The following is a 26,992-nucleotide window of genomic DNA, read 5'->3' as shown; positions in this document are numbered from 1 at the left end:
CAGGACGAACTATGCGTTATTTTTGGGACGCTTGCGTTGCGTCGCTTCCATGATAACTGGTAAGATCACAGGACGACGTTTGGTTTGTTCAAATAAATAACGGCTTAAGTTTTCGCGGATTTCTTGTTTCAGTTTGCTCCATTCGAAATCGTCACTTTCTAAATGCTTTTCAACAATTTCTGTAACAATATTGCTACTTTCTTTCATTAGGTCTTTACTTGTTTTAACGTAAACAAAACCTCTAGAAGTAATTTTAGCTGGTGAAACAATTCGTTTTTCTCGGCGATTAATTGTCACAACAGCCACAAAAATACCATCTTCGGAAAGAATACGACGATCTCGTAAAACGATATTACCAATATCGCCGACACCAATTCCGTCAATCATAATATTTTCGGCCGTTGTGCTGCCAGCTACCGACATTCTACCTTTTGTATACTCTAGAATGTCCCCACGACCTGTAATAAAGATATCTTTATAAGGCATGCCAATTTCGTGTGCTAAGTCCGCATGCGCAGCTAACTGGCGGTATTCACCTTGGACAGGAATGAAATATTTTGGTTTCATTAAGTTCAGCATCAATTGCAAGTCATTCGGATTAGCGTGACCAGACACACGTAAATTGTCGGAAATTTGCTTCACCGTAGCACCGGCCCGATAGACAATATCCTCTGTTTTGGCAACCGTTGTTTCCATGGCCGTTGTTGGCGTTGTCGTAATATAAACTAAATCGCCTTCTTCAATTCGAACGACACCATGTGTATTATTAGCCATTTTTTGAAGTGACTTAATAGGTTCTCCCATTCGGCCTGTTTCTAAAATTAATAACTGTTCGGGTGCATATTTTTTCATTTCTTTTGGTTTCACTAATAGATCTTCACTTGGCAATTGTAATTTTTCTAATTTCATCGCCGTCCGAATAATCCGTTCAAAATCTTGGCCTGTCAAAACGACTTTACGACCAGAACGATCCGCTGCATTCAATACTTGTTGAACCCGTTGCAAATTACTTGCCACACATGCCACGATGATTCGTCCTTCCCAATAGCGAATCGTATCGAACACTTCATCAGCGATTTGGGCTTCGGAAGCAACTTGGACTGGGTTTTCAGCATTTGATGAATCACTAAGTAACGCCAAGACGCCCTCTTTCCCAATTTCAGCCAAACGGCCATAATCGGTTTGATACATCTCAATCGCACTTTGATCAAATTTAAAATCACCAGTATAAACAATGTTGCCTTCTTTTGTTTTGATGCTAACACCAATCGAATCTGGAATGGTGTGCGTTGTTTTAAAGAAGCTCACCGTTGCTTGACCAAAATCAATTTCTGTATGCGGGTCAATCACATGGAAATCTTTAAATTTCTTCGTTTCCGCATGACTGTTGACACTTAGTTTTGCTAGTTCAATCGTTAATTCTGTCCCAAAAACAGGCACTTGAATTTTTGAAAGCAAATACGGTAAGGCCCCAATTGCATCTGCATGGCCATGTGTTAAAAAGACCCCTGCAATTCGTTCACTATTTTCTTCTAAATACGTAAAATCCGGAATGACAACGTCAATTCCTAAAAGTTCGTTCTCTGGATATTGTAATCCACAATCCAGTACAAAAATTTCATCTTCCACTTCAGCAACGTACATATTTTTTCCATTTTCACGAACGCCGCCTAATGGAACGATTTTTATTGTACTCACTCTTTTCACCTCTCTATGATTACACGTTCTTTAAATCTCTAACGTGCGAATAATTCTTTGCTCTTCTTCTGGTGTACAAGCAACTAGAGGTAAACGTAAATTTCCAACAGGAATACCTAAATGATTTAAGGCCGCTTTCACGGGTGCCGGCGAAGGCACTGAAAACAAGGCGTTCATTTTTGGTAATAACTGTCGTTGAATTTTAGCCGCTTCCGGCAAGTTCCCCTGCTCCAGCGCTTGATACATCTCATACATTGACGAACCGAAGACATGACTGGCTACCGAAATAACCCCTTGTCCGCCAAGTGCCTTGGTGGCAAAAGCCAACCCGTCTTCTCCAGTATACACTAGAAAGTCTTTTGGCGCTCTTTCAATCAACTCAGTAATTGCATCTAACCCTGCACATTCTTTAATCGCCACAATTTTTTCCAATTGTGCTAAGCGCAAAGTAGTTTCCACTTCTAGACATGCAGCCGTTCTACCAGGAACATTGTATAAAATAATTGGTAGTTCACTTGCTTCTGCGATGGTTTTAAAATGTTGATACATACCTTCTTGATTTGGTTTATTATAATAAGGAACAACCGCCAAAACAGCATCGATACCAGCGATTGTCGCTAACTCTTTCACAAAAGCGACTGAGTCACGTGTATCATTCGTACCTACACCACAAATAATCGGAATACGTCCATCGATCAGTTCAATAATTCGCTGGAATAATTGTAATTCTTCTTCATGAGTTAACGTGGGTGATTCACCAGTTGTTCCTGCTAAAATAACGCCTTCTGTATGATTGGCCAATAAATAGTCTACCAATTGCGGTAGTTTATCAAAATCTATTTCTCCCGATTCTTGAAACGGCGTAACCATTGCCGTAATAATTGTTGCATTCGTTAAATCCATCCTATTCCCTCCCGAGTATACAATACAAACCTTCTAGTCGTTTTCAGGTACACGAAGCAAATTCATTTCGTGTAGCGTTTCAGCAATTTGGACCGAGTTCCAAGCAGCTCCTTTTAATAGGTTGTCTGACACAATCCATAAATGGAAACCGTTCTTCACGTCAACGTCTTGACGAATACGGCCGACAAATGTTTCTTTCTGGTTGACGCTATTTAGCGCTTGTGGATATAGTTGTTCACTTGGCTCATCTTGCAAAATTACACCTGGAGCTTGAGCCATTAATTCTTGGATGGCTGAGACCGATGCATCTGCTTGTTTCACTTCTATATAAACAGATTCAGAATGTCCTGAAATTACCGGAATACGGACACAGGTAGCAACGACTTTTAGCTTGTTGTCTCCCATGATTTTTTTTGTTTCATTCATCATTTTCCATTCTTCGTAGGTATACCCTGCTTCTGAAAAAACATCGATTTGAGGTAACGCATTAAAAGCAATTGGATAATGTTTTTTGTCACTGCCAGCTGGCAAAATTTCAGCTGACCATTCGCTGACAGGTTTTCCCTCTAAAAAATCTTCGGCTTGTTCTTTTAGCTCATTAATTGCACGGATACCTGCGCCACTCACAGCTTGATACGTTGAAACGATGATTCGTTCTAAGCCAAACGCTTGCCGAATTGGTTCCAAGGCCACCATCATTTGAATCGTAGAACAATTGGGATTTGCGATAATTCCCTGATGATTTTTCAAGGCTTCCGGATTCACTTCTGGAACAACTAAAGGAACATCTTTTGCCATTCTAAAATGGCTAGTGTTGTCAACAACGACAGCTCCGCGCTTAACTGCTTCTGGTGCAAACTTTTCGGAAATACCCCCACCAGCACTAAATAATGCTAAATCGATTCCTTCAAATGATTCCGGGACTAATTCTTCCACGATAAGAGGTTGTCCTTTAAACTGAATCTCTTGTCCAGCAGAACGCTTAGACGCCAATAACCTCACACTGGCAATTGGCAAACTTGTTTCTGCTAACAATTCAATCATTCTTGTCCCGACAGCACCTGTTGCTCCTACCACGGCAACATGATATTCTTTTCCCATATTTTCATACTCCCCTCTTACCTTCTTGTAAAAGCTACTTGTCCTATTTTACCATAGTATTGAAAAAACCTACATAGTCAAAAAAATGATTTTTTTATTTTCCCATGATATTTTAAAACTATTACCCATCAAAGGACTATCCATTGACTTTTGACTTAAATTTGTTATAGTTAAAACGAATTTAATTATAAAGGGAGCGAAATTTCATGGCACGCGTAGAAAGTTTTGAATTAGATCACAACACAGTAAAAGCACCATATGTTCGCCTTGCTGGCACAGAACAAAATGGTGATGCGTTAGTCGAAAAATATGACTTACGTTTCTTACAACCAAACAAAGATGCCCTACCAACAGGCGCATTACACACGTTGGAACATTTATTAGCAGTTAACATGCGTGATGAATTAAAAGGAATCATTGACATTTCGCCAATGGGTTGCCGCACTGGTTTTTATATGATTATGTGGAATCAACATTCACCACAAGAAATCCGTGATGCATTAGTCAACGTTTTAAACAAAGTAATCAATACAGAAGTTGTTCCAGCAGTCTCTGCAAAAGAGTGTGGAAACTACAAAGATCATTCTTTATTTGCAGCGAAAGAATATGCAAAAATTGTCTTAGACCAAGGAATTAGTTTAGATCCATTTGAACGTATTCTGTAATCTTTAGCAATTAACGACAGAGAAACCCACTATTAAGCTGTGGGTTTTTCTGTTCTCTTTCTTAATTTAAACGGAGGTTTTTTATGAATCAAACAATCGAACAATTACTAAGTCACCGTTCCGTTCGTCATTTTAAAAAGCAAGCGTTAACGGACAAGCAGAAACAACAGTTAATTACTGCAGCTCAAGCAGGATCAAGCTCCAATTTTTTACAAGCTTATACAATTATAGAAATCAAAGATCCTGAGCTACGCAGAGAATTGGGACGTTTAGCGAATTGTGAAGACTATGTCGTTAACACTGGTGTGTTCTATGTTTTTGTTGCTGATTTGTATCGTCATGCAACGATTTTGTCAAAAGAGGGGCAATCATTGGAACCCTTAAAGACACCAGAATCATTATTAGTAGCTGCCGTTGATACAACGATTGCTGCGCAAAACATGGCCATTGCGGCTGAATCTATGGATTTAGGGATTTGTTATATTGGCGGCATTCGAAATGACTTAGACACAGTAGCCAAACGCTTATCTTTGCCTGAATTAACTGTACCACTTTTCGGATTAACAATCGGTGTACCAGAAACGTTAAATGGTGTAAAACCACGGATGCCTTTTGAAAATATTTTAAGCGAAAATCACTACCAATCAGACAAATTGACAGATATGCACACATATGATGAATTATTAAAAGATTATTATGCCAGCCGCTCAAGTAACGCCCAAACAGCGGATTGGTCACAGAAATCTTTGTCCTATTTTTCTTATAATCGTCGCCCAGAAGTAAAAATTTTCTTGCAAAAACAAGGATTTGATGTCTAAACAAAAGAGCGTGGGCTTACGTTGAAATAACGTAAGCCCACGCTCTTTTGTTAATTTTTATTTATCTTTACTAAATTTGTCTTTTAAGTCTTCAAAGCCTTCTTTAACTTTATCAGTTAATTTTTCAGCGCCTTCTTTAAGGTCGTCGCCGGCATCACGTGCTTTGTCTTTTACGTCAGCAAAGGTTGATTGAGCTTTTCCTTCAAGTTCTTTGCCTTTATCATCCGTAACTTTGCCTTGCGCTTCTTTTGCAGTACCTTCTACTTTATCTTTTGCATCGTCAAAACGTCCTTTTAAATCTGCCATGCTAATCCCTCCTAAATAATTAATTACATAATAAGAGTATCATTCTTAGCCATTTCCTTCAAATATAATGCATGAACTGCGAATAAATGGTTATTTTTGAGCTATTAAAGCTTTTTTTGCCAAGGCAAAGCAACCAATTGTTCCTGGATTATCTTCTAAAAGAGGCGTCACCAAGTATTTTTCTAAAGGCGGTGTTTCCACGTATCCATTGACTAATTCAGCAAATTTTTCACGAACTTTCGGCATCAAATGGCGTTGTTTCATGACGCCGCCACCTAAAATGATCACTTCTGGCGCTAATAATAAAGTCGTATTGTACGCTGCTTGTGCTAAATAATAAGCTTCTAGTTCCCAAGTTTTATGATCCTCTTCCAATAAATGACCTTTTTTACCAGAACGACCTTCAACTGCTGGTCCTGCTGCAATCCCTTCTAAACAATCTCCATGATAAGGACAATTTCCTGCATACGTATCTTCAGGATGACGACGGACTAACGCATGCCCCATTTCTGGGTGGCTAAAGCCTTCAATAAACTCACCGTTTTGAATCGCTCCAGCGCCAACACCAGTTCCAATTGTATAATATACACAACTAGATGTATGTTGCCCATTTCCAGCAACATACTCACCATATGCCGCAGCATTCACATCCGTTGTCCAAGCCATTGGCACATCAAAATGTTGTTTCATAGTTCCTAACAAGTCAAAGTTACGCCAAGCTAATTTTGGTGTAGAAGTAATATAACCATACGTAGGAGAATCAACGTGAATATCAATCGGACCAAACGAACCAATCCCAATCGCTTTTAAAGGATATTGTTGGAAAAATTCTATTACTTTTTTCATTGTTTCTTCTGGGGTTGTTGTGGGAAAACTGACACGTTCCACAATGGTCAAATCATCTGTCCCAACGCCACATACAAATTTTGTGCCACCGGCTTCGATACTTCCTAAAAGTTTTTCTGTCATTGCAATATGCTCCTTCGTTTCCATTTTATAAGTAAGCGGATACATTACTTTTGATTAAATAACTAACATACACGTTTAGTTTACCACTTTTTTGTCGTTTCGACAGAACAATTTAACAATTTCAGTCAGGTTGCCCAATGAAATCTGGCAAGTTGCTAAAGAGCATTTTCCTAAAACAAAAAAACGAGCATTCACGGTTATCTAACAATGAATGCTCGTTTTTTGTTTATTGATTCTTTAGCGAAAAATATAACAATAGTCCGATTGTAATCCACCCACCACTAAGTAAAAGCATTAACCAACTCAAAAGCGTTTCTTTTAGAATACTTCTGGGTTCTTTTGCATGCTGAATAAAACTCATACTAGTCAGCAAAGAAAAGAGGAAAAACATAAAACAAATGACCGCTAAACCGCCAGACAACCAAAACCAACTAGCCATTATTCTCACTCTCCTTTTCGCTTGTTTTTTGATAATTATTGCGCCAAATGACACTATAAATTGCCCCAATTGTGATTACTAACAACGTGTAGAAAGTCGGTAACCACCATGTAGGTAGGACCCATTTGACCGTAGCTTCTTGATTCAATTTTTTTGCTTCACGAGTGTTAATCGTAAATTCTTGTTGAAAAGGCCAAGACTGTTGTTCATCTTGTTGTAAAATAGCACGTCCTGTAAATATATAAGTCCCAGCATCTAGCGGTTGTTTGCCCAAATCAAGATGAAAATTCATGGAACTATTTGGGGCAAAGCGAACATTTTTTAGTGTCCGTTGTGCAATTTTTTTAGAGGATCCTTTTTTTATCACTTGACCTTCTAAACGAACTTCTGGAAAAATAGCAGCATACGGATTTTGAATGACCGCCTTTAGTGATTTGGCCCCTAAAGCAATTGTAGGTGTTACTTTCACTAATTTCAGTTGGTTCACCTCTGTTAAAGGAGCATTCTCAGCACTCCTCATGGCAATCGCAACATTAAACCCGTAGCGACTGGTTAATCCCATTGTTTGGTTCTCTTCCTCTGTTTTTTCATCTTTGAGATGCGCATAAACCCCGCCTAAAACAACTCCTTTGATAGGCTGATCAAGTCCCTTCACCTTCATCTTTGCTGATACTGTTTGATGAGGCGGCACACTCACTTCCTCATTTTCTAAAGTAACCAAGTCTGTCAGCGGAACCTTTAACGATGAATCAAGTGGTTTATCAAAATCATTGTACACAATCAACCCATTATCATTTGTTGATGCATTTGCTAGAGTCAATACGATGGACAATTTTTCGTCTGTCTTATTTTTTATGTCTAAGACAATAGTGGAAGATTGCTTTGGTGCCAGAATTAAATCATAATAACTAGATGTTCCTGACACTTGATTTTCTGGTAAAACAGGCGTTACTGTAAATTTAGTCTTCATTTCTTCTGTAGCTTCTACTTTTGGAACAATAATAAAAAATGTGAAAAACAGAAATAGACAGAAAACACCGACTTTTTTTCTACTCATTTCTTCAAGATCTCCTTTATAAAGCTGAATGTACCTACTAGTCTAACAAACCAGCGAAACAATGCTGATCAATCTTTGTCCTTTGGGAAGGATAATCTTGAAAAAAGTCTCCTTGAAAAATACCAAGGAGACTTTTTATTATTCACTATAATATAATTCTTTTTTTATCTGTGTGGTTGATACTTCTGGCGTTCGTGGCAAATAAAGAACCTTTGCGGTTGTTTCAACTTCTAGAAAATCAAAAGCCCCTTGCCAATCATCGCCCATGACTAAAGTATCAATTTTAAATTCAGCAATATCGGAAACTTTTTGTTTCCAACTAGTTTCAGGAATAACTAAATCAACATAACGAATTGCCTCTAATAATTGTTTACGTTTTTCATATGAAAAATAACTTTGTTTCTTTTTTTCTAAATTAAAAGCATCTGTTGAAAGTCCAACAATCAGGTAGTCCCCTTGTTGTTTCGCTTTTTTCAACAAATTAATATGACCATAGTGCAGGAGGTCAAATGTGCCGTAAGTAAGTATTTTTTTCATAAAAACCTCCATTGTACTTTGATATTTCTTCGTTAATTATCAATTTTTGTGAATAGAAAAAAGGCTACTCTTGATTGACTTTGATGGTTTTTCGATCAAATTTTTTATTTTCTGTAGCAGTATAGATTAGTAATAACTTACTCAGAGATTTTATAGAGAAAGACGTTGTTGTAGCTTTTTTTAATTGCTTTAACTGCTTTTGCAATTTTAACGGATTTTTATCTTTTAATAATTTAATTTTCGTTAAACGAAAAATGTGTTCCTGATGCTCAAATGAACGTTCAGCATCTGAATGACTAAAACGAAGATATTCTGAAAGCACCTCTTGATTTACAGCAACTTTTCCTTTTGGTAAAAACCATTCTTTGCCATTTTGATCTATTAGATGCCGCTCGCTTTGATTTGAAATAACAATTTCTTTATCGTCTTCAAAAAGATACGAAAAAAGCATTGCTTTTTTTATAATTATGTACTCAGTTACTTCATATGAAGACAATTTTCTTAATTCTTCTATCAAACTATTCCATTGATTATTTTGAACAAATTTACTTAGTTTGTGAATAGGTGGTACTCGTAAAATGAACTTCTCATCTTTCTCTATTTTCACGATATAAAAAGTTGTGTCTACGTCATTTTCCCAAATAAACAAAATAATCATTTACTGCCCCCTAGACTTGTTGTTCCGATACTTAATAGTCAAATAAATATATTTAGGAATTTGCATTAACCGATCGTATCTCTTCATTGTCAAACAACGATATAACCATTCCAAATTGTGATTTATATAAAATTCTGGCGCTCTTTTTACTGATCCAGCTAATACGTCAAAAGTACCGCCTACGTCTAAAAATACATTAGCTGTCAGGTGATCAATTGTTTGTTCCAAAAAAATCTCTTGTTTCGGTGAACCTAATGCTACAAAGACAAACCTTGGTTCAGCTTTGTTAATTTGTTCCACAATTTCTTGCTGTTTTTTCTTTGTATAGCCATGTAAAATACCGCTAATAACAATCCCTGGATATTGTCGTTGAATATTTTTAGCTGCTGCTTCAACTACTTCTTGCTTTGCACCATACAAGAAGATTCGTTCCTTATGTTGATTTGCATACTCTAAAAAATTATCCATGACATCAATTCCTGTAACTCTTTCACGAATAGACCCACCCATTAGCTTCGATGCCTTGACCACACCTATCCCATCTGCAATCCGATGAGTTGCTCTTTTCAAATATAACTTAACTTCTGGATGTTCAAATGCTAACAATGAAATCTGCGGATTAACGCTAGTTACAATCATTTTCTCTTTAGCTTTGAGATAACTTTCTAAGTCATCCATAATTTCTTGATGTGTTAATACGTCAACTGGTAATCCCCCAATATATTCAGTGCGTACCTTACTTTTCACAAAATCCCCCCAAGATTCTCTCTACCAACTCTACTATTTTATTAATGGTCTCTTTTGACTGATATTGATTCCATTCTTCGTTAATTCTAGCAATATTATCTTTATAACTATTTATTGAAAAATTTGACAATGCCACAATCAACTGTTTTTCATTTTCAACTAACGGTCCTGGTAAATATTCAAAAAAATCAGGCTCAATTCCAGGATTTAATGCATATTTTTCTAAATCTGGACAAAAAAATAAAATATTCGGTTGCTCTTTAACATGCATGTATTCAAAGACCACACTCGAATAATCAGTAATCAAGTAGCCTATTTCACTAAAGCTTTCAAAAATATGCTTTTCCCAAATAGAAACATTTCTCGGTAGTTCAATGGCATCTAACTGGATTGATGGATGTAATTTCATATAAAAATGAAAATTTGGCATAGCAGAAAAAGCCTTTATTGCTTGATTTATCACAAGCATCATTTCATTCATTCCCTCTCGGTAAGTTGGTGCATATAAAACTTTATTATTCTGATTTGTTTCTCCTACCTCTAATTTTTCAAGATAAGCAAGACGCGGCGAACCAAAATGACAAAATTGAGCATTCTCGAGACGATAATTGTTTCTAAAAATTGCTTCCATTTTTAGTGAATTAACGATAAAATAATTCATTTTATCGTAAACTTTTTGAAACCTGATTTGATCCTTGCTACTTCTATGTTTCGTGTGATAAGCACCCCAGCCAAACTGTTTTAAAGCCCCATTAGCATGCCATAATTGGATAACTACTTGCTTTTTTTTTAAAATTGCCAATTCTGGAAAATAATTATCTACAAAAATTAACGGCGCTGACTTCAAGTATGAAATCGCCGTTGTAATCAACAAAGTTTTCTTATCAAAAAGTATCGTCTTTATGCCTTTTTGATTTAAGGATGCTGCGTATGATTGACAATTTTTTGTATAAAGTACTATTATCATTCCGTGATATTGTTGTTCTAATTGTTCAATTAAATGTCCATCATTTCTTGGGAAACTCATTATGTACACAATTTTTACTTTTTTATGTTTGTATGGTCTCCGTCTTAATACTGTTAAGTACAATTGTTTTAGCACTTTTATATCCTTTCACAACCAATAGTTTTCTTATAAAAAAGATATGATCAAAGTCTTTAAAAAGAAAAAGCTTACATATAAACTCATTAAAACAAATTATACCTTAAAGATTCTAAAAAGACAATTGCACTTTACAATATGTATACTATCCAAATAATTTAAATTATACGGTATACGGACTAGCTATACTTTCAGTTAAATAAAATAATATTTAAATAATTTCTCTGAATTTAAAACTGCCTATCCAACAAAAATAGAGGTTTCCCACCACAGTGGAAAACCTCTATAAACCTTGTCATAACAATGTTTTGAAAGACTATGCGTCTGGATTTGCGTTTTCGTCTTTGAGACCGTATTTTTTGTTGAAACGGTCCACACGTCCGTCGGCTTGTGTGAATTTTTGACGACCAGTGTAGAATGGGTGTGAGTCTGAAGTAACCTCAACACGTAATAATGGATAAGTGTTGCCATCTTCCCATTCAACAGTTTCTGAAGATCCTTTAGTTGAACCTGAAAGGAATTTGAAACCTGTTGTTGAATCCATGAATACTACTGGTTGGTAATTTGGATGGATATCTTGTTTCATACGTTTTTTCGCTCCTTTGCCCTGATCCATTTGCTGTATCAGAGTTATTTTGTCGGTATACAACAATGCTATCTTACCATGTTTTCAGTTGGTATGCAATTATCTTTTTGGATTTCTTTTAATTTGTTTGCCAAACGAAACATCATGGAAAACTTCAAATAATTGTTGATTATTTTGGGTCCGTTTTAACATTTTTATGAATTGATCCGTATATTCCAGCGAGTCTCCTGACATATTATTTCTCAATTTCCACGTTTCTTCTAGTTGTTCTGGTGTCATTAACAACTCTTCTTTTCGCGTACTTGATTTTTTAATATCAATTGCTGGGAAAATACGGCGCTCTGCTAATTCACGAGATAAATGGAGCTCCATATTGCCTGTGCCTTTGAATTCTTCATAGATGACATCATCCATTCGGCTACCTGTATCCACCAATGCTGTGGCTAAAATAGTTAGACTGCCCCCTTCTTCGATATTTCTAGCAGCACCAAAAAATCGTTTAGGTTTGAAAAACGCAGCTGGATCTATTCCGCCACTTAAGGTTCGACCACTAGGCGGGACCACTAAATTATAGGCCCTTGCTAAACGAGTGATGCTGTCCATTAAAATAACTACGTCCCGTTTGTCTTCAACTAAGCGCATTGCTCGATCCAGAACCAATTCAGCAACTCGCGTATGATTTTGTGGTTGTTGATCAAAAGTTGAAGAAACCACATCGCCTTTAACGCTTCGCTCTAAATCAGTCACTTCTTCAGGACGCTCGTCAATTAACAACAGAATCAATTCCACATCAGGATGATTTTCTGTAATCCCATTAGCAATTTCCTTTAAAACACTTGTTTTTCCCGCTTTTGGCGGCGCTACAATTAAACCACGTTGCCCAAAACCAATTGGGGCAAATACATCAATCATTCGTGTTGATAATCTGCCAGCCGTTGTTTCTAACGTTAATTGTTTTTCAGGATACAACGGTGTTAGCGCTGGAAAATGTGGCCGCTCTTTCGCTTCTTCAGGATCTTTCCCATTGACACTTTCAACATGCATGAGTCCATAGTAACGTTCTGATTCCTTTGGCGGACGCGCCTTGCCAGCTACTTTGTCCCCATTTCTCAATCCGAAACGACGAATTTGAGAAGAAGAAATATAAATGTCTTCTGCACTTGGTCCATAATTAATTGGCCGCAAAAAGCCATAACCATCCTGAGAAACAATATCTAAAATTCCTTCCATGAAGAAAAACCCTTGCTTCTCAGCTTGTGCACGAATCACAGCTAAAGACAATTCTTTTTTGTTCATTTGGCTATAATAAGGAATTTTAAACTCTTTCGCGTACGCATAAATATCTTTTAACGTACTGTTTTCCAATTCAGCCATTGTTAAATAGTCGCTCATTGATCCACCTCAAACGGACCTTCTTGTTCTTCGGTTTCTAGCATTTGAATATCAGCGCCTAAAGCAGTTAACTTTTCGATAATGTGGTCGTACCCACGTAAAATATATTCTACATTATAAATTGTGGTCGTACCTTCAGCCATCAAGCCGGCAGTGACTAGGCACGCACCTGCCCGTAAATCAGAGGCGACTACTTCTGCACCATGTAATTGATTTGGGCCATTTAAAATAATCATATTGCCTTCAACCGAAGCATCAGCCCCCATCCGCACTAACTCAGGGATATGCTTATTTCGTTGAGCATAAATCGTATCAATAATTTCACCAGTTCCTTGCGCTTTTAAAAGTAATGGCGTTAACGGTTGTTGCAAGTCTGTGGCAAAACCAGGATACGGATAGGTTTTCACCGTCGTCATTTTCAGATCATGTGACGGATGAACTTCAATCATGTCTTCTTCAATTGTCATCTTAACGCCCATTTCTTGCAATTTCGCAATGAAGCTTTCTAAATGCTCATAAATAACATTTCGAACTTTGATTCCTTCACCCATAGCTGCTGCCATAGCTAAATAAGTCCCAGCTTCAATTCGATCTGGAATAATCGAGTGACGACAACCATGTAATTCTTCGACACCTTCAATCCGAATAACGTCCGTTCCAGCTCCTCGGACTTTTGCACCCATGTTATTTAATAATGTAGCAATATCAATAATTTCTGGCTCACGCGCAGCATTTTCAATAATCGTTTTGCCTTTGGCTTTAACTGCGGCTAACATGACATTGATTGTAGCGCCAATAGATACCATATCCATAAAAATTCGTGTTCCTTGTAAGCCAGCTTCGTCTGTTCTCAAGTACATCGCCCCATGTTCGTTGGTTACATGAGCGCCTAATGCTTCAAATCCTTTGATATGTAAATCAATTGGACGAGGGCCTAAGTAACAACCGCCAGGTAAGCCGACAACGCCTTCCCCAAATCGACCAAGAAGTGAGCCCATAAAATAATAGGACGCACGTAAGCTATTGATTTTTCCTTTTGGCATTGGCACAGAAACAACTTCTGTTGGGTCAATAATTAATGTATTATTTTCAAAAGTAATTTTAGCACCCATAATTTCTAAAATTTCAATTAATGAGTGAACATCCTGAATGTCAGGAACGCCATCTAAAGTCACGGGCGAATCTGCTAAAATAGCAGCTGGAATTAAAGCGACCACACTATTTTTAGCGCCGCTAATGGTTACTTCGCCTTTTAATGGACGATTCCCATTGATTACAATTTTTTTCATTTATATTCTCACCTATCTGTAATATACGTTTTCTAAATAAACTACCCAATCATTCTATCATAATCAAGCTTAAGAAAAAAGAAAACTTCTCAGGTATTTTAATAGAATGAAAAAATAACAAAAAATAAAAAAGACAGCCACGTGCTGTGGCTGTCTTTAACGTAACTAGTTGATTAAGCTTTGTTAGCTGAACCGAACCAATCAATGTGTTCTTCTGCATCTTTGATGATTGCAGCTTTACCTGGTGCTAATAATTTACGAGGGTCAAATCCTTTACCTTCTAAATCTTTACCAGCTTCAATATATTCGCGCGTTGCTTTAGCGAATGATAATTGGAATTCTGTATTTACGTTAACTTTTGAGATACCCATTGAAATTGCTTTTTCAATTTGTTCTTGAGGAATACCAGAACCTCCGTGTAATACTAGAGGTACATCAGAACCGACAGCTTCAGCAATCGCTTGTAAGTGATCAAATGCTAAACCTTTCCAGTTTTCTGGATATTGACCGTGGATGTTACCGATACCACATGCTAAGTAGTCAATACCTGTAGCAACCATTTGTTTACATTCTTCGATATCAGCTAATTCGCCAGTACCGATGATTCCGTCTTCTTCACCACCGATTGAACCAACTTCACATTCGACAGAAATACCTTTAGCGTGAGCTTTTTCAACTACATCTTTTGCTAATTTTAAGTTTTCTTCGAATGGTAAGTGAGAACCATCAAACATGATTGAAGTATAGCCAACTTCGATACATTCTAAAGCAGCTTCGTAGTCACCGTGGTCTAAGTGAATTGCTACTGGAACTGTGATATTCATTGAGTCTACTAAATTAGTAATCATGTCTTTAGCTACTTTGTAGCCACCCATGTATTTAGCAGCGCCCATTGATGTTTGGATTAGAACTGGTGCTTTTTTAGCTTCTGCTGCTTCTAAAATCGCTTGTGTCCATTCTAAGTTATTTGTGTTATAGCCACCTACTGCATAGCCGCCTTTACGTGCTGCTTTTAAGAATTCTGCTCCTGATACTACTGGCATAAAAAATTCCTCCTAAGTTTTTAAAAACTTTATTTGTTAGGTGTTCCCTAACCAACGGTTCTATTTTAGCAGAATTCCTGACACTTTTCTAGTAAAATTCCCTTTTTCAGAAAATTTTTGTCTATTCTTTCACATAACCTTCATTTTTATAAAAAAACCTCCAGTTTTCCCGTTATAACTTTGGGATCTGAAGGCCGACTTGCTATTTTAATTTTTTCTTTGGTGGATAACGTTTCACCTTGTAAGATTGAAGCTCAGGAAATGTTCCTGTACTATGAAAAATCCGTTGTTCATCTTCATTGGCAAAACGCCCTAAAACCGATTGTGTTGGTAAAATATTTACAAAGGCATTCTCATCGATACTGTAAACTGCTTGTTCTAAATCATAGAGTTCGTAGCGAGTAATGACCATCATAATCATCCGACCTTCTGCACCTGAATAGCCGCCGATTGAAGGCAACAAGGTCATGCCACGAGCGATTTGTTGAGAAACTTCTAAGGCAACGGCTTCTGGTCTCGTGGTGACAATCATTGCTGTGACTTTTTGGTGACTGGTATGAATCATGTCGACCACCTGACTCAAACAGTAAATAGAAATAATAGTATACAACGCACTTTCCCAGTTAAATACAAAACCAGCCAACAGCACAATAATACCATTCAATAAGAACATAAAATTACCAACGGTTTTCCCTGTTGTTTTTGAAAGAATCAGTGAAATAATGTCCATGCCGCCAGTGTTAAAGCCCATTTTCAATGAAAGCCCTGCGCCAACGCCGACTAAGACACCACCCATAATTGCGTTCATCAAAGGATTCGTAGTGACTGTTACGATTGGCACAAACATAGTGACAACGGAAATACCAATAACATTGATGAAACTAAGAATCGTTGATTGTTTCCCTAATTTTACAAACCCTAGAATGAAGACGGGAATGTTTAAAAATAAAATGAAGATCCCTGTATTAATATGGATTCCTAAATTTGTATATAATAATGTAGCAATGATTTGCGCAATTCCGTTCATCCCTGCCGAAAAAACTTTTGCCGGAATCAAAAAGAAATTCAAACCGACCGCAGAAGTCAAAGCGGTTATCGCCATCACTGCTATTTTTTTTATCGATTCATTTCTTTGGTAAGTACTAACCAATCGACTCATTTTCTTCGCTCCTTCGCTATTCTTCTGACTTAGAATAACAGGTTCTATCCTAAAAGAAAAGGGGCTAAAAGCGAACATTGAAAAAAATTTTTTTGCAACGTTTCCATGAAAGAATGCGGGAAGATATCCCTAAAAACTGATCTTCTTATTTCTCTATTCAAAATGATTCTAGCCTAACCTTTTTTACTATTTCATGATATGATGAAGCAAAGAATATTTTAGGAGGTTTTTACATGGCTGCAAAAGAAGCAAGTTTTGATGTAGTTTCAGAGGTCAATATGGAGGAAGTCAAAAACGCGATTCAAATTGCCTTGAAAGAATTGAAAAATCGTTTTGACTTTAAAGGGTCAATTGCTGATATTAAATTGGAAAACGATAAATTAGTAGTCGTAGCTGAAGATGATTATAAAGTCGAGCAAGTGAAGGATATTTTATTTGGAAAATTAGTCAAACGCAATGTTCCGATTAAAAATATTCATTTCTCAGAAAGTGAAAAAGCCTTAGGCGGTACCGCTCGCCAATATGGTGATTTAATCAGTGGTATTGATAAAGAAAATGCGAAAAAAATCAACACAGCTATCAAAAACTCTGGGATTAAAGTTAAGTCACAAATCCAAGAAGACAAAATTCGGGTAACTGGAAAAAGTCGGGATGATTTACAAAAAGTCATGGCTCTTTTACGAGAATTAGATTTACCAATGGCTCTTGAGTTTAATAATTATCGCTAAAAAAATCCTTCAACTGTTAATGAACAGTTGAAGGATTTTTTTGTTTTGGTACCGGCCATTCTTGATTATTCAATAAAACGATTGGTCGGCGTTGGATTTTCCCTGAAAAAGCGGCAATTGCTTTGAAAACCTTTGGCATAAAATAAAACGCATTTAATTCTTCTAAATCCAGTTCTTCTTCTGCCGTAAACGAGACACAAACCTCTTGTTCTGAAAGCATAATTTCAATTTTCTTTAAAAATTGAAGTTGCCGCATTCCCGGCGCGAAATAACCAGCCTTTGCAACACGAGAGGTTGTAATATCTAATTTATCACTAATGATTAGCGCTAGCGTCATTAGCTCTTCCGAATCAAAGCCGTTACTATGATTTTCTATAGAAGATAAAATTTCTTCTTGATAAGGCAAACAAATCTTTTGCTTACGAAAATATGCTTCTGCAAATTGTTTTCCCCGAAGTGCATGTCCTGCTTTTCCTTGTAGCGCACCCACATCATGGAGCAGTGCCGCAATTTTTGCCGCTTCTAAATACTCCTCTGAAACAGCAAGTTGTTTCAAAATCATTTCCGTCATGGCCACGACATTGGTTACATGAAACCAATTGTGGTATGCCCACCCAGCTTCTTCATCTTCCATTTGACCAATTGCATCATAAATTTGTCGAATTTCAGTATCTTGATGAATGCGTTCAAACAGCTTCATTTATTTTCTCCTTAAAATTAGTTACTGTTCCAAAAATTCTTTTAACTCTGCAGGATTTTTTTCGCTGTTTAAACCAACAATTAAACGAATCCGCGCTTTCGGTCCGTTTAAACCACGGGCAAAAACGACCCCCATTTTTTTCAAGCCAACGCCACCACCAGCATAATCATAGATATCTTCAGCAATGCCATTGGAACAACGAGAAACTAAAACGACTGGAATCCCGTTATCTAGCATTTTTTGTAATGCTGGGAGCGTTTCTGGCGGTAAATTCCCCGCACCTAGCGCTTCAATTACTAACCCATCCGTTTCTGGGGTGTTTAATAATTCAAACATCCGTTCACCCATCCCCGCATAGGCCTTCACTACGTGAACATTCCCTTTCACAGAAGAAACATCGCAGACTTCTTGCGGTAAGACCTCTTTCGCAAAAAAAGCACGTTCTTTCGCAATGGTTCCAATTGGTCCAAAAGTTGGCGTCCGAAACGTTGCGACGTTCGTTGTATGTGTTTTTGTCACATAACGCGCCGTATGAATTTCATCATTCATCACGACTAAAACACCTTTATCGTACGATTCGTCTGAACAAGCAGTCCAAATAGCACTGATGAAATTATACAAGCCATCACTACCGATTTCGTTACTTGACCGCATTGCTCCTGTTAAAACAATGGGGATTTTTTTCTCTAAGGTTATATCTAAAAAATAAGCTGTTTCTTCTAATGTATCTGTTCCATGCGTAATAACCACGCCATCAATTGGTTCAGAATAAGCTTTTTGAATCCGTTCTTTTAATTGAAACATCCGTTCTAAGGTCATGTGTGGTGAGGGAATATTAAAAATATCTTCGACAACTAAATGAACCTTGCCAGAAAATAATGCTTCTTGTTCCATCAACGGATTTTTTTCATTCGGGGCAACACTTCCTCCTGCTACTTTCGACATGGAAATGGTCCCACCTGTATGAAGGACTAAAATGGTCTTCATTTGTTTCCTCCTTTGTTTTCTTTATTTTTTAACCAAAATTGTTTCACTTGTTGAATGAGTTGTTCATTGGTGTTTGCCTTTCGATGCGCCAACCAATGCGGCGGAAAGAAACGCTGGACACTTGGTAATTCAAATCGTTCGTCTAATAACAACACAAAGCCTTTATCTTGCGCATCTCTAATGACACGTCCAGCCGCTTGCAAGACTTTATTCATGCCAGGAATTTGATACGCAAATTGAAACCCTTGCCCTCGCTCTTCTTGATAAAAAGTGCGAATCAGTTCTTGCTCTGGGTTCATTTGTGGTAGCCCGACACTAACAATTATCGTACCAATCAATCGGGTACCTTTCAAGTCAATTCCTTCTGAAAATATACCACCTAAAACACAAAAACCGATGAAAGTTTCTTGAGGATTCTCTTTAAATTCAGCTAAAAATGCTTCTCGCTCTTTTTCGTTTAAGTCCGTTCCCTGAATTTGAGTTTTTACTTGCGGGTAACGTTGGCTAAATACTTGATAGACATCATCCATATAGGCGTAGGAAGGAAAGAAAATTAAATAGTTGCCTGTTTTTGTTTCACTTAACTTCCCTAAAAGTTCACTAATCTGTGGATAACTTTTTTCACGGTTTTTATAGGTTGTTTGAAGATGACTACCGATCATCAACAATTGATTTTCTTCTGGAAAAGGATACGGAATCCGATAACGTAGGCTTTCTTCACCTCCACCAAGCACTTCTTGATAATAATTCAGAGGTGTTAAACTTGCCGAAAATAAGATACTCGCTTTCCCTTTATCTAATCGTTGTGACAATAAATAAGCCGGATCGACACAAAATTGTTTCACAACGCAGTCATAGTTTCGCAAAGAAATAGACGTATAAAAGCCGTTGTCGTAATACTCGCTGATTCGAAGATAACTTAAACAATCAAAATAAAAACTGAGAATCGACGCCAATTCCTCAATGTGTTGATTTTCTGGCAACCATTCTGCAATTACTTCTGTTAATCGATGTATCTGTTTAACTAATGAATCAATTGGCGCACGTTGGGCAAAAAAATCCGTGTCTTTTTCTTCACAGATTGCTTCAATATCATCAAACGTAGTTAAGACTTTTTGACAAGCTCTTTTTAATTGAACAGATTCTTTTTGCAATCTTTTTTGAATTTGTGAAACCGCATTCCTAGAAATAGCGGCCGAATACATCTCCCGTGAACGATTAACCAAATTATGGGTTTCATCCACTAAAAAAATATTCTCTTCTGCACTTTGGGGTTCTTCAAAGAAGCGCCGTAAATAAACCGTTGGATCAAATAGATAATTGTAATCGCCAATAATTAAATCACACCAAAGACTTGCATCTAGCGACAACTCGAATGGACACAATTGGTGCTTTTGTGCATACCGTTCAATAACCTCTCTCGTTAAATGATTTTCATGTTGCAATAAATCCCACAGTCCCTCATTTAAACGATCATAATAGCCGTCAGCAAACGGGCAATGTTCTGGTGTACAATTTCGTTCAGTTAAAAAACAAATTTTATCTTTTGCTGTTAACGTAATACTCTTAGTTTGCGCTTGTTTTTCGGACAGCGCTTTGACGGCATCTTCAGCCACTTGCCGCGTGATGGTCTTAGCTGTTAAATAAAAAATCCGTTCACCTTCTTCTTCACCAATTGCTTTCATTGCTGGAAAAAGAGTGGACATTGTCTTGCCTGTTCCAGTTGGTGCTTCCACGAAGAGCCGCTGTTTACTAAGAATTGTTTTATAGACGGCTACCGCCAATTCTCGTTGCCCTTTGCGATACTCCCCGTAAGGAAAACTAAGATTTTTTAATGATTTATTTCTCAAAATACGCCATTCTTCTTTAAAAATTACCCACTGTTCATAGCGCCTCATCAAATCAGTAAAAAACTCCGCTAATGCAGCTTCTGTAAAATGGCGTTCTTGTCGTGTGATTTGTTTTGTGGTGGTCTGATAATAAGTGAGTTGCAGCGTTATTTCAGAAAGTTGTTCTTGTTGGCAATACATGTGACCATAACACATCACTTGATACCAAAACAATTCGACCTTTTCTGGCGGCAATTCTTCAAACGCTGGTTCGGATGTTTTAATTTCATCAATGACCACTTGCCCAGTTTCTTTCACAAAAATGCCGTCTGCACGACCTTCTACACAATAATTATGGCCATTTAAAGGCACCTCAATTTTTAAAGATACTTCCTTTTGATAAAGGCTCCCCGCTTCCTTTTGCAACATTCGATGAAGGCGACTACCTTCTTGTGGTGTATGTTCACTCACATGGCGAGAATCGATACTTCCCCGCCTTAAAATAAATTCGACCACTTGACGCACCGCAATTTTTCTCGTTGATTTCACGTAATCCCACCTATCTGCCTCCCTATTATAGAACATACATTCGCTAAACAAAAGAAAAAAATCCAAAACGAACACAATCATGCGTTCATTCTGGATTTCTCTTTAGATTATCAACAATTAAAAACAACTTGTTTCTTCTAACTGTTTGGTTTCTTTTCCATTTGCTTTTGCCACGACCAATTGCGCCATTTGTTTAAACGAATTATTTAAACCAATGCCGCCCTTTTTGGGCATCTTCACAATCGGTACTTGCTGATAATAGTGACTAACTGCTGGATTTTCTTCTGCCATCGCTGCAATTGCAGGAATGCCCGCAGCATTAAACTTACAAGCTAGACGAGCAGCCATTTCTCCAAAATTAGGATAATGCATGGCAGGTCCGCAAAGAACCGCATCGGCATGAAACTTTTTTGCAAAGCCAATAAATTTCTTTGCTACCTCTTCCTCGTTTTCCAAATAATATTGGTCACCACAATAAAGTGTCGCAACAATTTCCGCTCCTTGCTTCTGTAAAAATGGTAGCAATGTTACCCCTGGACCTAAGGGAGCTTTTTTACCACTTGGTTTCAGCTGAGCTTGTTCATCACTGCCAAATCCTGCTAAACTGTGGTTTAAGACTAAAAGGATTTTTTTCACGCCTATTTCCTCCTTTTTTATAAATCATCGAAGTCAAAGGAATCAAAATCAATTTCTTCACTCTCTTCTTCTTGTGCTTTCCATTCTTCACGTAAATATTGGTCATCCATAACTCGAATAAAAGGATAATAAATGAACATTCCTAGTACCAATAAGAGAGCTTGCAGAATTGATCCTTGCCAACCGCTGACTAAAAATCCTGAGATAATTGGCGGAGTCGTCCACGGCAATTGAATACCGTTCGTCAATGGAACTAAGCCCCAATCCATAGCAAAATAGGCAATAATAATATTAATTGCGGGTACTAAGACAAATGGAATTAAAAGGATTGGATTTAAAACAATTGGTAACCCAAAAATGATTGGTTCGTTAATCCCAAAAACACCAGGAATTAGTGAAAGTTGCGAAAGCTTTTTAATTCGTTGACTTTTACAGAATAAGACCATCACAATGATTAATGAGAGTGTGGAACCGGCGCCACCAAATGTTGCAAACATATCTTGAAATTGTCCAGTGATGATGTTGGGAATTTCATGACCGTCTTTAAATGCTTGTAAATTTTCAACAGACAATGCCCGCAAAACAGGATTAAAGACTGCGCCAACCACGCTACCTCCGTTAATGCCAAAGAACCAAAAGAAGTGTAAAAATAAATAAGCAATGCTCATCGCACCTAAGGTATTACCAAGACTCAATAAGGGCGTTTGTAGAAATTCAAAAATAACATCTTGTAAATTACCATAAGGAGTTAAAGCAGCCAGCCAATTGACTAAAAACATGAGAGTAACAACTAAAAAACTCGGAATCAGGGCCTCAAAAGACTTAACCACTGTTGGTGGCACTCCTTCTGGCATTTTTATTGTCCACCCTTTACGAACAATGGCCACAAATAAACGAGTCGCAATTAATGCGACAATCATTCCTAAAAACAAGCCACTGGAACCCATCCATTTTAAAGGTAAACTAGTAACTTCATAAACCTTTGAACTATTTTCCGGTGTAAATAATGTTTGATAAGGCGTTACAATAAAAAATGAAACCAATGCGATAATTCCTGCTTGCATTGCATCCACATTGAATTGTTTCCCTAAACTATAGGCAATACCGACAACGGCCAGAATAGTCATTACATCAAAACTAGCACTAGCTGGAACAGACATCATTGTCGCCCAGTCTTTACCAAGCAAATGAGACATCCAAGTATCCCATTGCGGCAAAGGAAAATTAGCAATTAATAAGAAGACCGAACCAACAATCAACAAGGGCGTTGATAAAAGGAAGCCATCACGAATCGCTACTAAATACTTATTTTCTCCTATCACTTTTGCCAAAGGGGTCAATACGCGCTCTAACCAATCCAAAAATTTTTGCACGGTCGTCACTCCTATCTATTATTTTTTATTTTGCTTAATTAACCGCAGCGCTTCTTTCAATGCTTTTTCGCCATCCATCATGCCATAAATTTCTGGCGCAATTGCAGCGACAGGAATCCCTTGAGGAGCAAATTGTTCTTTTGTTTTTTCTAATAAAAAACGGACTTGTGGTCCTAATAAAATAGCAACAGGCTTCTCTGCTTCAACCACTTCTTGTGCTCTTGCAATAGGAAAAGCAGTAATCATTAAAGGCATTTGATGTTTTTCCACCACTTCCATCATTTTATTCACCATAATACTTGTAGACATTCCTGCATCACAAAAAAGATAAATTTGTTTTTTACTCATGTTCCTTCACTCTCCTCATTTATTCAATTGGTGCTTTGATTCTTTTTTCATAGGCTGCTAACCATTCTTGTGAAATCGGCTGAATCTCTGTGGTATGATTCTTGCCTGGATTTGCAATATAGATTTCTGGTTGCTGCATATCAGTACCAACCGTAAAAGTAAATTCCACATTCGTAGCTACGCCCCAGTCTCCCTGTTTGTTCATGGCCACTAGTGAAAATGCTCCTGCTTTCCCATAACGTTGGGTCAATTTTTCATGAAAAGCATAGACGGCTTGATCACATGCTTGTTGTGGCGAGCGCCCTTCCCCCATTAAACGGACGATTTCATAAGAAAGACAGCCTTTCATTAAATCTTCACCTAATCCTGTAGCCGCAGCACCACCAATTTCGCTATCAACATAAAAACCAGAACCTGACAGTGGTGAATCACCAACACGTCCTGCTTTTTTCATGAAGAGTCCCGAACTGGAAGTGCCAGCTGCCATTGATCCTGTTTGGTCTAACGTAATAGCGCCGACAGTATCATGCCCATCATAGGGGTTCAACTGATTTTCCTGAATTTCTTTTAAACGCTTTTGCCACCATTGATTAGCGCGTTCTGTCAACATATTCTTTCTTTCAAAACCGTGCAACATTGAATATTTCGTTGCACCTGCGCCAACACGAAAACTATTAAACTTCTCTTTACTTAATGCTTTAGCCACTGAAATCGGATTTTTAACATCTGTAATTCCTGCCACAGCACCAATTGCAAATGTGTCTCCATCCATATAGGCAGCATCCATTTCTAAAATCCCTTCCTCATTAGGTAAACCGCCGTAGCCCACTGACTTATAAAAAGGATAGTCTTCTACTTCTTTAATTAATTGTTCCACGGCCATGCCTGCAGCACCTCCTTGTTGTAATTCTTCTGTAGCTTTTAGTAACCCATCATGTGCCATCCGCCATGTCGCAATTGCACCCCAAGTCATTTTCCATCCGCCCTTTCGTTAACGCTTACATTTCTCCATCATTATAAACTAGTATATACTGTTTTGTATATACTGAAAATGAAATTTTATACAGAAAAATAGAAGATACACGTATGCGACCTCTACGAAACACATTGGCTCCTTCTCATACGTGTATCTTCTATTGGTTTTACGCTTCTGTTAATGCAATCATCGCTTGCATATAGATTTCCAGATTAAGCAGTAAATCTTTTTCATCCATATATTCATCTTGGTTATGCGCAATGCCTTTTTGACCAGGAAATGATGGACCAAAAGCAACGATATTCGGCATAAAGCGAGCATACGTAGCACCGGTAGTTGTAACTGGCGTCCCATCTAAGCCAGTAATTTGTTCATAAACCTTGGTTAGTTTTTGAACATTGCGCTCATCTTTTGGAAACAGCGTACTAGGGAGGCGGCGGATGACGGTCACTTCACTTTCTGGAAATAGTGCCTTCGTTAGCTGCGTGGTTACTTCGTTTTCTGTAATAGAAACAGGATAACGCACGGCCAATGATAACACCAATTGCTGTCCTCGTTTTTCCAACGCATAGGGCGTTAAAATCAATTGCCCGCTATCCTGATCCTTAAAGTCCAGAGCTACTCCTTCGCCATAGTGCTTTTCGTGAAAACTAGCGGTTAACCAGTCGAAATACTGTAATAAATTTCCTTTGACTAACTGTTCCTCGCTAATTTTCTGTGCCAATAAAGTAATCGCGTTCTTGCCTAGTTCTGGCGCATTGGAAGGAGCACGTTTTCCCGTGATTGCTGTTGTTTTTCCTGCAATCACCACACTTAATTGATCAGGTACGTGGTCTTTTGCTTGATCACCCATAATCTGACCAATTTGTTCACTTGAATCATCTGGGATGGTCGTTGTGATTTCATAATTAACAATCCCTCGCTCCCCATAAACTACTGGATATTTACAATCTGGAGTAAATCCAAAAATAGGTGCGTTTTCCTTCTCTAAATATAAGGGGATATCTCCACTCCCACTTTCTTCATCCGTGCCAAACATTAAGCGAATGGTTTTCTTTGGTTGGTAACCAAGTTCTTTCAGTAATTTCATTCCATACAGGCAAGCCAAGATAGGACCTTTATTATCTAGAATTCCTCTACCATACAAACGTTGATTTTTTTTCGTTAATTGAAAGGGCGGCACTGACCAGCCAGAACCTTCTGGTACTACATCTAAATGACCAATAATTCCCAGATATTCTTCCGCTGTTCCCCATTGCGCATAGCCAACTGCGTCATTGACAATCCCAGTTTGAAAACCATAACGCTCTGCCAGTTTCAGCGTTTCTTCCAAGGCTCTTTTCGGTCCTTCGCCAAAAGGGGCCTCTTTTTTAGGCGACCCTTTCACACTTCGAATCGCCATAATTTTGTTTAAGTCTTCATAAAATAAATCTTTTTGAGCGGCTATTTCTTCTTTGATCTTCATTCGTTCCAAGAACCTCCTAGCTCCACTTGGTTGTTTTCAGACGGGCTATAGCGGGTCAGTGTGTTTTTAAACGTGTACCGATCTGCTCGATATAAAGAGACATCATATAAAATAGGGGTTGCATCAAGCGCATAGGTGATAGAGTGGACTTGTAAAAGTGGCTGGCCCACAGGAACATTCAATAATTCGGAAATTTCCGCTTCAACTAAGATTGCTTCAATTTCTTGATGCGAATAAGCAATCTCGACGTTCTTCTCGATTAAGCAGAAAAGAGAGCCCTCGAAGTCTTGCTTCGTATGGCCTTGTACGTATGCCTGTGGCAAATAAATTTTTTCAACTGTCATTGGTTCGCCGTCTAACATTCGGCGGCGAATCAGTTCATAAATCGCCTCATTTTTGCCTACTTGGAGCGCCTCCCGAATTTTCTCAGCGGGATGTACTACTTCTTCAAAGGAAATGACTTCTGTCTGGCTTTTTTTCCCGTAAGCTTTGGCTGCCTCAGTAAAACCTTGTAAGCCAGCGCGACCACTTTGAATTTTCGCTTGCGACATCACATAACTACCTTTACCATGTCGTTTTACCAAAATATTTTTGCGGATCAAATCATCAATCGCTTTACGGATGGTCAAGCGACTGCAGTTATATTCTTTAGCTAAATCGTATTCTGAAGGTAGTTTTTGTGCACTTACATACAGACCGTCTCGAATTTTCTTTTCAATTTCTGCAGAAATTTGCTTAAATTTGGGTGCATTTTCTGTCATTTCATCGCCTATCTTTCTTCAAAAAAATAAATTTCCTAGTATATACCACACTGTCTATACTAAATCAATTTTTAAGAAACCGCAATCATTTGTTGCGTTTCTTAAACATCAAAAAAGAAAGCGAGCCACAAGTCGGTTGGACTTGTGGCTCGCTTTCTTAGGAAAAATATG

28 protein-coding genes are annotated in these 26,992 nt (G+C 37.8%); 3 read left to right on the top strand and 25 right to left on the bottom strand.

Annotated elements, in window-relative coordinates:
• Positions 1-9 precede the first annotated feature (9 nt).
• Genes IGK03_RS05215 through IGK03_RS05205 form a run of 3 tightly spaced genes read right to left on the bottom strand, consistent with a single transcriptional unit; the run spans position 10 to position 3,702 of the window.
• Positions 10-1,698, bottom strand: coding sequence for a ribonuclease J (locus IGK03_RS05215; protein WP_002375145.1), 1,689 nt, complete (start codon positions 1,696-1,698; stop codon positions 10-12).
• A gap of 30 nt (positions 1,699-1,728) precedes the next feature.
• Complete coding sequence (dapA, locus tag IGK03_RS05210) at positions 1,729-2,601, bottom strand: 4-hydroxy-tetrahydrodipicolinate synthase (protein ID WP_002361644.1); 873 nt, start codon at positions 2,599-2,601, stop codon at positions 1,729-1,731.
• A gap of 33 nt (positions 2,602-2,634) precedes the next feature.
• Entirely contained in the window at positions 2,635-3,702 is a 1,068-nt protein-coding gene (locus IGK03_RS05205) for an aspartate-semialdehyde dehydrogenase (protein WP_010823592.1), read from the bottom strand.
• 206 nt (positions 3,703-3,908) lie between these two features.
• Between IGK03_RS05205 and IGK03_RS05200 the strand changes: the two genes are divergently transcribed.
• Both IGK03_RS05200 and nfsA read left to right on the top strand, forming a co-directional pair.
• Positions 3,909-4,367 carry an S-ribosylhomocysteine lyase gene (locus tag IGK03_RS05200; RefSeq protein ID WP_016617202.1) on the top strand — a complete coding sequence of 153 codons (459 nt, stop codon included), beginning with the start codon at positions 3,909-3,911 and terminating at the stop codon, positions 4,365-4,367.
• A gap of 83 nt (positions 4,368-4,450) precedes the next feature.
• A complete protein-coding gene (gene nfsA, locus IGK03_RS05195; protein WP_002360554.1) occupies positions 4,451-5,185 on the top strand; it encodes an oxygen-insensitive NADPH nitroreductase in 735 nt (244 codons plus the stop codon).
• 57 nt (positions 5,186-5,242) lie between these two features.
• Here the strand turns inward: nfsA and IGK03_RS05190 are convergent, their stop codons facing one another.
• From IGK03_RS05190 to IGK03_RS05130, 13 genes are all read right to left on the bottom strand, one after another.
• Positions 5,243-5,491, bottom strand: a complete 249-nt coding sequence (locus IGK03_RS05190; RefSeq protein ID WP_002357962.1) for a YtxH domain-containing protein — start codon at positions 5,489-5,491, stop codon at positions 5,243-5,245.
• Between the two features lie 90 nt (positions 5,492-5,581).
• Positions 5,582-6,460, bottom strand: coding sequence for a fructokinase ScrK (gene scrK / locus IGK03_RS05185; protein WP_002357964.1), 879 nt, complete (start codon positions 6,458-6,460; stop codon positions 5,582-5,584).
• A 226-nt stretch (positions 6,461-6,686) separates the two neighbouring features.
• Complete coding sequence (locus IGK03_RS05180) at positions 6,687-6,899, bottom strand: hypothetical protein (protein WP_002357965.1); 213 nt, start codon at positions 6,897-6,899, stop codon at positions 6,687-6,689.
• On the bottom strand, positions 6,892-7,956 hold the full coding sequence (locus IGK03_RS05175; protein WP_010713509.1) for a DUF916 and DUF3324 domain-containing protein: 1,065 nt from the start codon (positions 7,954-7,956) through the stop codon (positions 6,892-6,894). Before IGK03_RS05175 ends, IGK03_RS05180 begins: the two co-directional genes overlap by 8 nt.
• Before the next feature lie 138 nt (positions 7,957-8,094).
• Complete coding sequence (gene tagD / locus IGK03_RS05170; RefSeq protein ID WP_002384695.1) at positions 8,095-8,505, bottom strand: glycerol-3-phosphate cytidylyltransferase; 411 nt, start codon at positions 8,503-8,505, stop codon at positions 8,095-8,097.
• Between the two features lie 52 nt (positions 8,506-8,557).
• On the bottom strand, positions 8,558-9,151 hold the full coding sequence (locus IGK03_RS05165; RefSeq protein WP_002378200.1) for a hypothetical protein: 594 nt from the start codon (positions 9,149-9,151) through the stop codon (positions 8,558-8,560).
• Positions 9,152-9,898, bottom strand: a complete 747-nt coding sequence (locus IGK03_RS05160; RefSeq protein WP_002360559.1) for a WecB/TagA/CpsF family glycosyltransferase — start codon at positions 9,896-9,898, stop codon at positions 9,152-9,154.
• A complete protein-coding gene (gene tagB, locus IGK03_RS05155; RefSeq protein WP_430602537.1) occupies positions 9,888-11,000 on the bottom strand; it encodes a teichoic acid biosynthesis protein TagB in 1,113 nt (370 codons plus the stop codon). The genes IGK03_RS05160 and tagB overlap by 11 nt, the downstream gene beginning before the upstream one ends.
• 316 nt (positions 11,001-11,316) lie before the next feature.
• Positions 11,317-11,586 (bottom strand): type B 50S ribosomal protein L31, encoded by a 270-nt coding sequence (locus IGK03_RS05150; protein WP_002357967.1) that lies wholly within the window; start codon positions 11,584-11,586, stop codon positions 11,317-11,319.
• 99 nt (positions 11,587-11,685) lie between these two features.
• A complete protein-coding gene (rho, locus tag IGK03_RS05145; RefSeq protein WP_002357968.1) occupies positions 11,686-12,978 on the bottom strand; it encodes a transcription termination factor Rho in 1,293 nt (430 codons plus the stop codon).
• Positions 12,975-14,267, bottom strand: a complete 1,293-nt coding sequence (locus IGK03_RS05140) for a UDP-N-acetylglucosamine 1-carboxyvinyltransferase (protein WP_002357969.1) — start codon at positions 14,265-14,267, stop codon at positions 12,975-12,977. The genes rho and IGK03_RS05140 overlap by 4 nt, the downstream gene beginning before the upstream one ends.
• Before the next feature lie 173 nt (positions 14,268-14,440).
• Positions 14,441-15,310: a class II fructose-bisphosphate aldolase gene (locus tag IGK03_RS05135; protein ID WP_002357972.1), complete on the bottom strand. Its 870-nt coding sequence runs from the start codon at positions 15,308-15,310 to the stop codon at positions 14,441-14,443.
• 202 nt (positions 15,311-15,512) lie between these two features.
• Positions 15,513-16,469: a YitT family protein gene (locus tag IGK03_RS05130; RefSeq protein ID WP_002381974.1), complete on the bottom strand. Its 957-nt coding sequence runs from the start codon at positions 16,467-16,469 to the stop codon at positions 15,513-15,515.
• Positions 16,470-16,702: 233 nt separating this feature from the next.
• Here IGK03_RS05130 and IGK03_RS05125 point away from each other — a divergent pair, with 233 nt between their 5' ends.
• Positions 16,703-17,197: a YajQ family cyclic di-GMP-binding protein gene (locus tag IGK03_RS05125; RefSeq protein ID WP_002357974.1), complete on the top strand. Its 495-nt coding sequence runs from the start codon at positions 16,703-16,705 to the stop codon at positions 17,195-17,197.
• 16 nt (positions 17,198-17,213) lie between these two features.
• On the opposite strand, the gene IGK03_RS05120 is transcribed toward IGK03_RS05125, so the two are convergent.
• From IGK03_RS05120 to IGK03_RS05080, 9 genes are all read right to left on the bottom strand, one after another.
• Positions 17,214-17,897, bottom strand: a complete 684-nt coding sequence (locus IGK03_RS05120; protein WP_016634686.1) for an HD domain-containing protein — start codon at positions 17,895-17,897, stop codon at positions 17,214-17,216.
• A gap of 21 nt (positions 17,898-17,918) precedes the next feature.
• Entirely contained in the window at positions 17,919-18,884 is a 966-nt protein-coding gene (locus IGK03_RS05115; protein ID WP_002357976.1) for an asparaginase, read from the bottom strand.
• Entirely contained in the window at positions 18,881-21,343 is a 2,463-nt protein-coding gene (locus tag IGK03_RS05110; protein ID WP_025192062.1) for an ATP-dependent DNA helicase, read from the bottom strand. The genes IGK03_RS05115 and IGK03_RS05110 overlap by 4 nt, the downstream gene beginning before the upstream one ends.
• Before the next feature lie 36 nt (positions 21,344-21,379).
• A complete protein-coding gene (locus tag IGK03_RS05105; protein ID WP_002361637.1) occupies positions 21,380-21,898 on the bottom strand; it encodes a GrdB-related putative oxidoreductase in 519 nt (172 codons plus the stop codon).
• A 17-nt stretch (positions 21,899-21,915) separates the two neighbouring features.
• On the bottom strand, positions 21,916-23,271 hold the full coding sequence (gene celB / locus IGK03_RS05100) for a PTS cellobiose transporter subunit IIC (protein ID WP_002384702.1): 1,356 nt from the start codon (positions 23,269-23,271) through the stop codon (positions 21,916-21,918).
• Between the two features lie 18 nt (positions 23,272-23,289).
• A complete protein-coding gene (locus tag IGK03_RS05095; protein WP_002357981.1) occupies positions 23,290-23,619 on the bottom strand; it encodes a PTS sugar transporter subunit IIB in 330 nt (109 codons plus the stop codon).
• A 19-nt stretch (positions 23,620-23,638) separates the two neighbouring features.
• On the bottom strand, positions 23,639-24,592 hold the full coding sequence (locus IGK03_RS05090) for a N(4)-(beta-N-acetylglucosaminyl)-L-asparaginase (protein WP_010713514.1): 954 nt from the start codon (positions 24,590-24,592) through the stop codon (positions 23,639-23,641).
• Positions 24,593-24,761: 169 nt separating this feature from the next.
• The gene (locus IGK03_RS05085) at positions 24,762-26,060 is read right to left on the bottom strand and encodes a Sapep family Mn(2+)-dependent dipeptidase (protein WP_010713515.1); all 1,299 of its coding nucleotides are present in this window, start codon (positions 26,058-26,060) and stop codon (positions 24,762-24,764) included.
• Positions 26,057-26,821: a GntR family transcriptional regulator, LSA1692 subfamily gene (locus IGK03_RS05080; RefSeq protein ID WP_002357984.1), complete on the bottom strand. Its 765-nt coding sequence runs from the start codon at positions 26,819-26,821 to the stop codon at positions 26,057-26,059. Before IGK03_RS05080 ends, IGK03_RS05085 begins: the two co-directional genes overlap by 4 nt.
• Positions 26,822-26,992: the final 171 nt, after the last annotated feature.

This window comes from Enterococcus sp. DIV2453a (assembly GCF_050533535.1).
Lineage (GTDB): Bacteria > Bacillota > Bacilli > Lactobacillales > Enterococcaceae > Enterococcus > Enterococcus faecalis.
The sequence above is the reverse complement of the archived record's forward strand: the minus strand, read 5'-3'. Positions and strand labels throughout refer to the sequence as shown.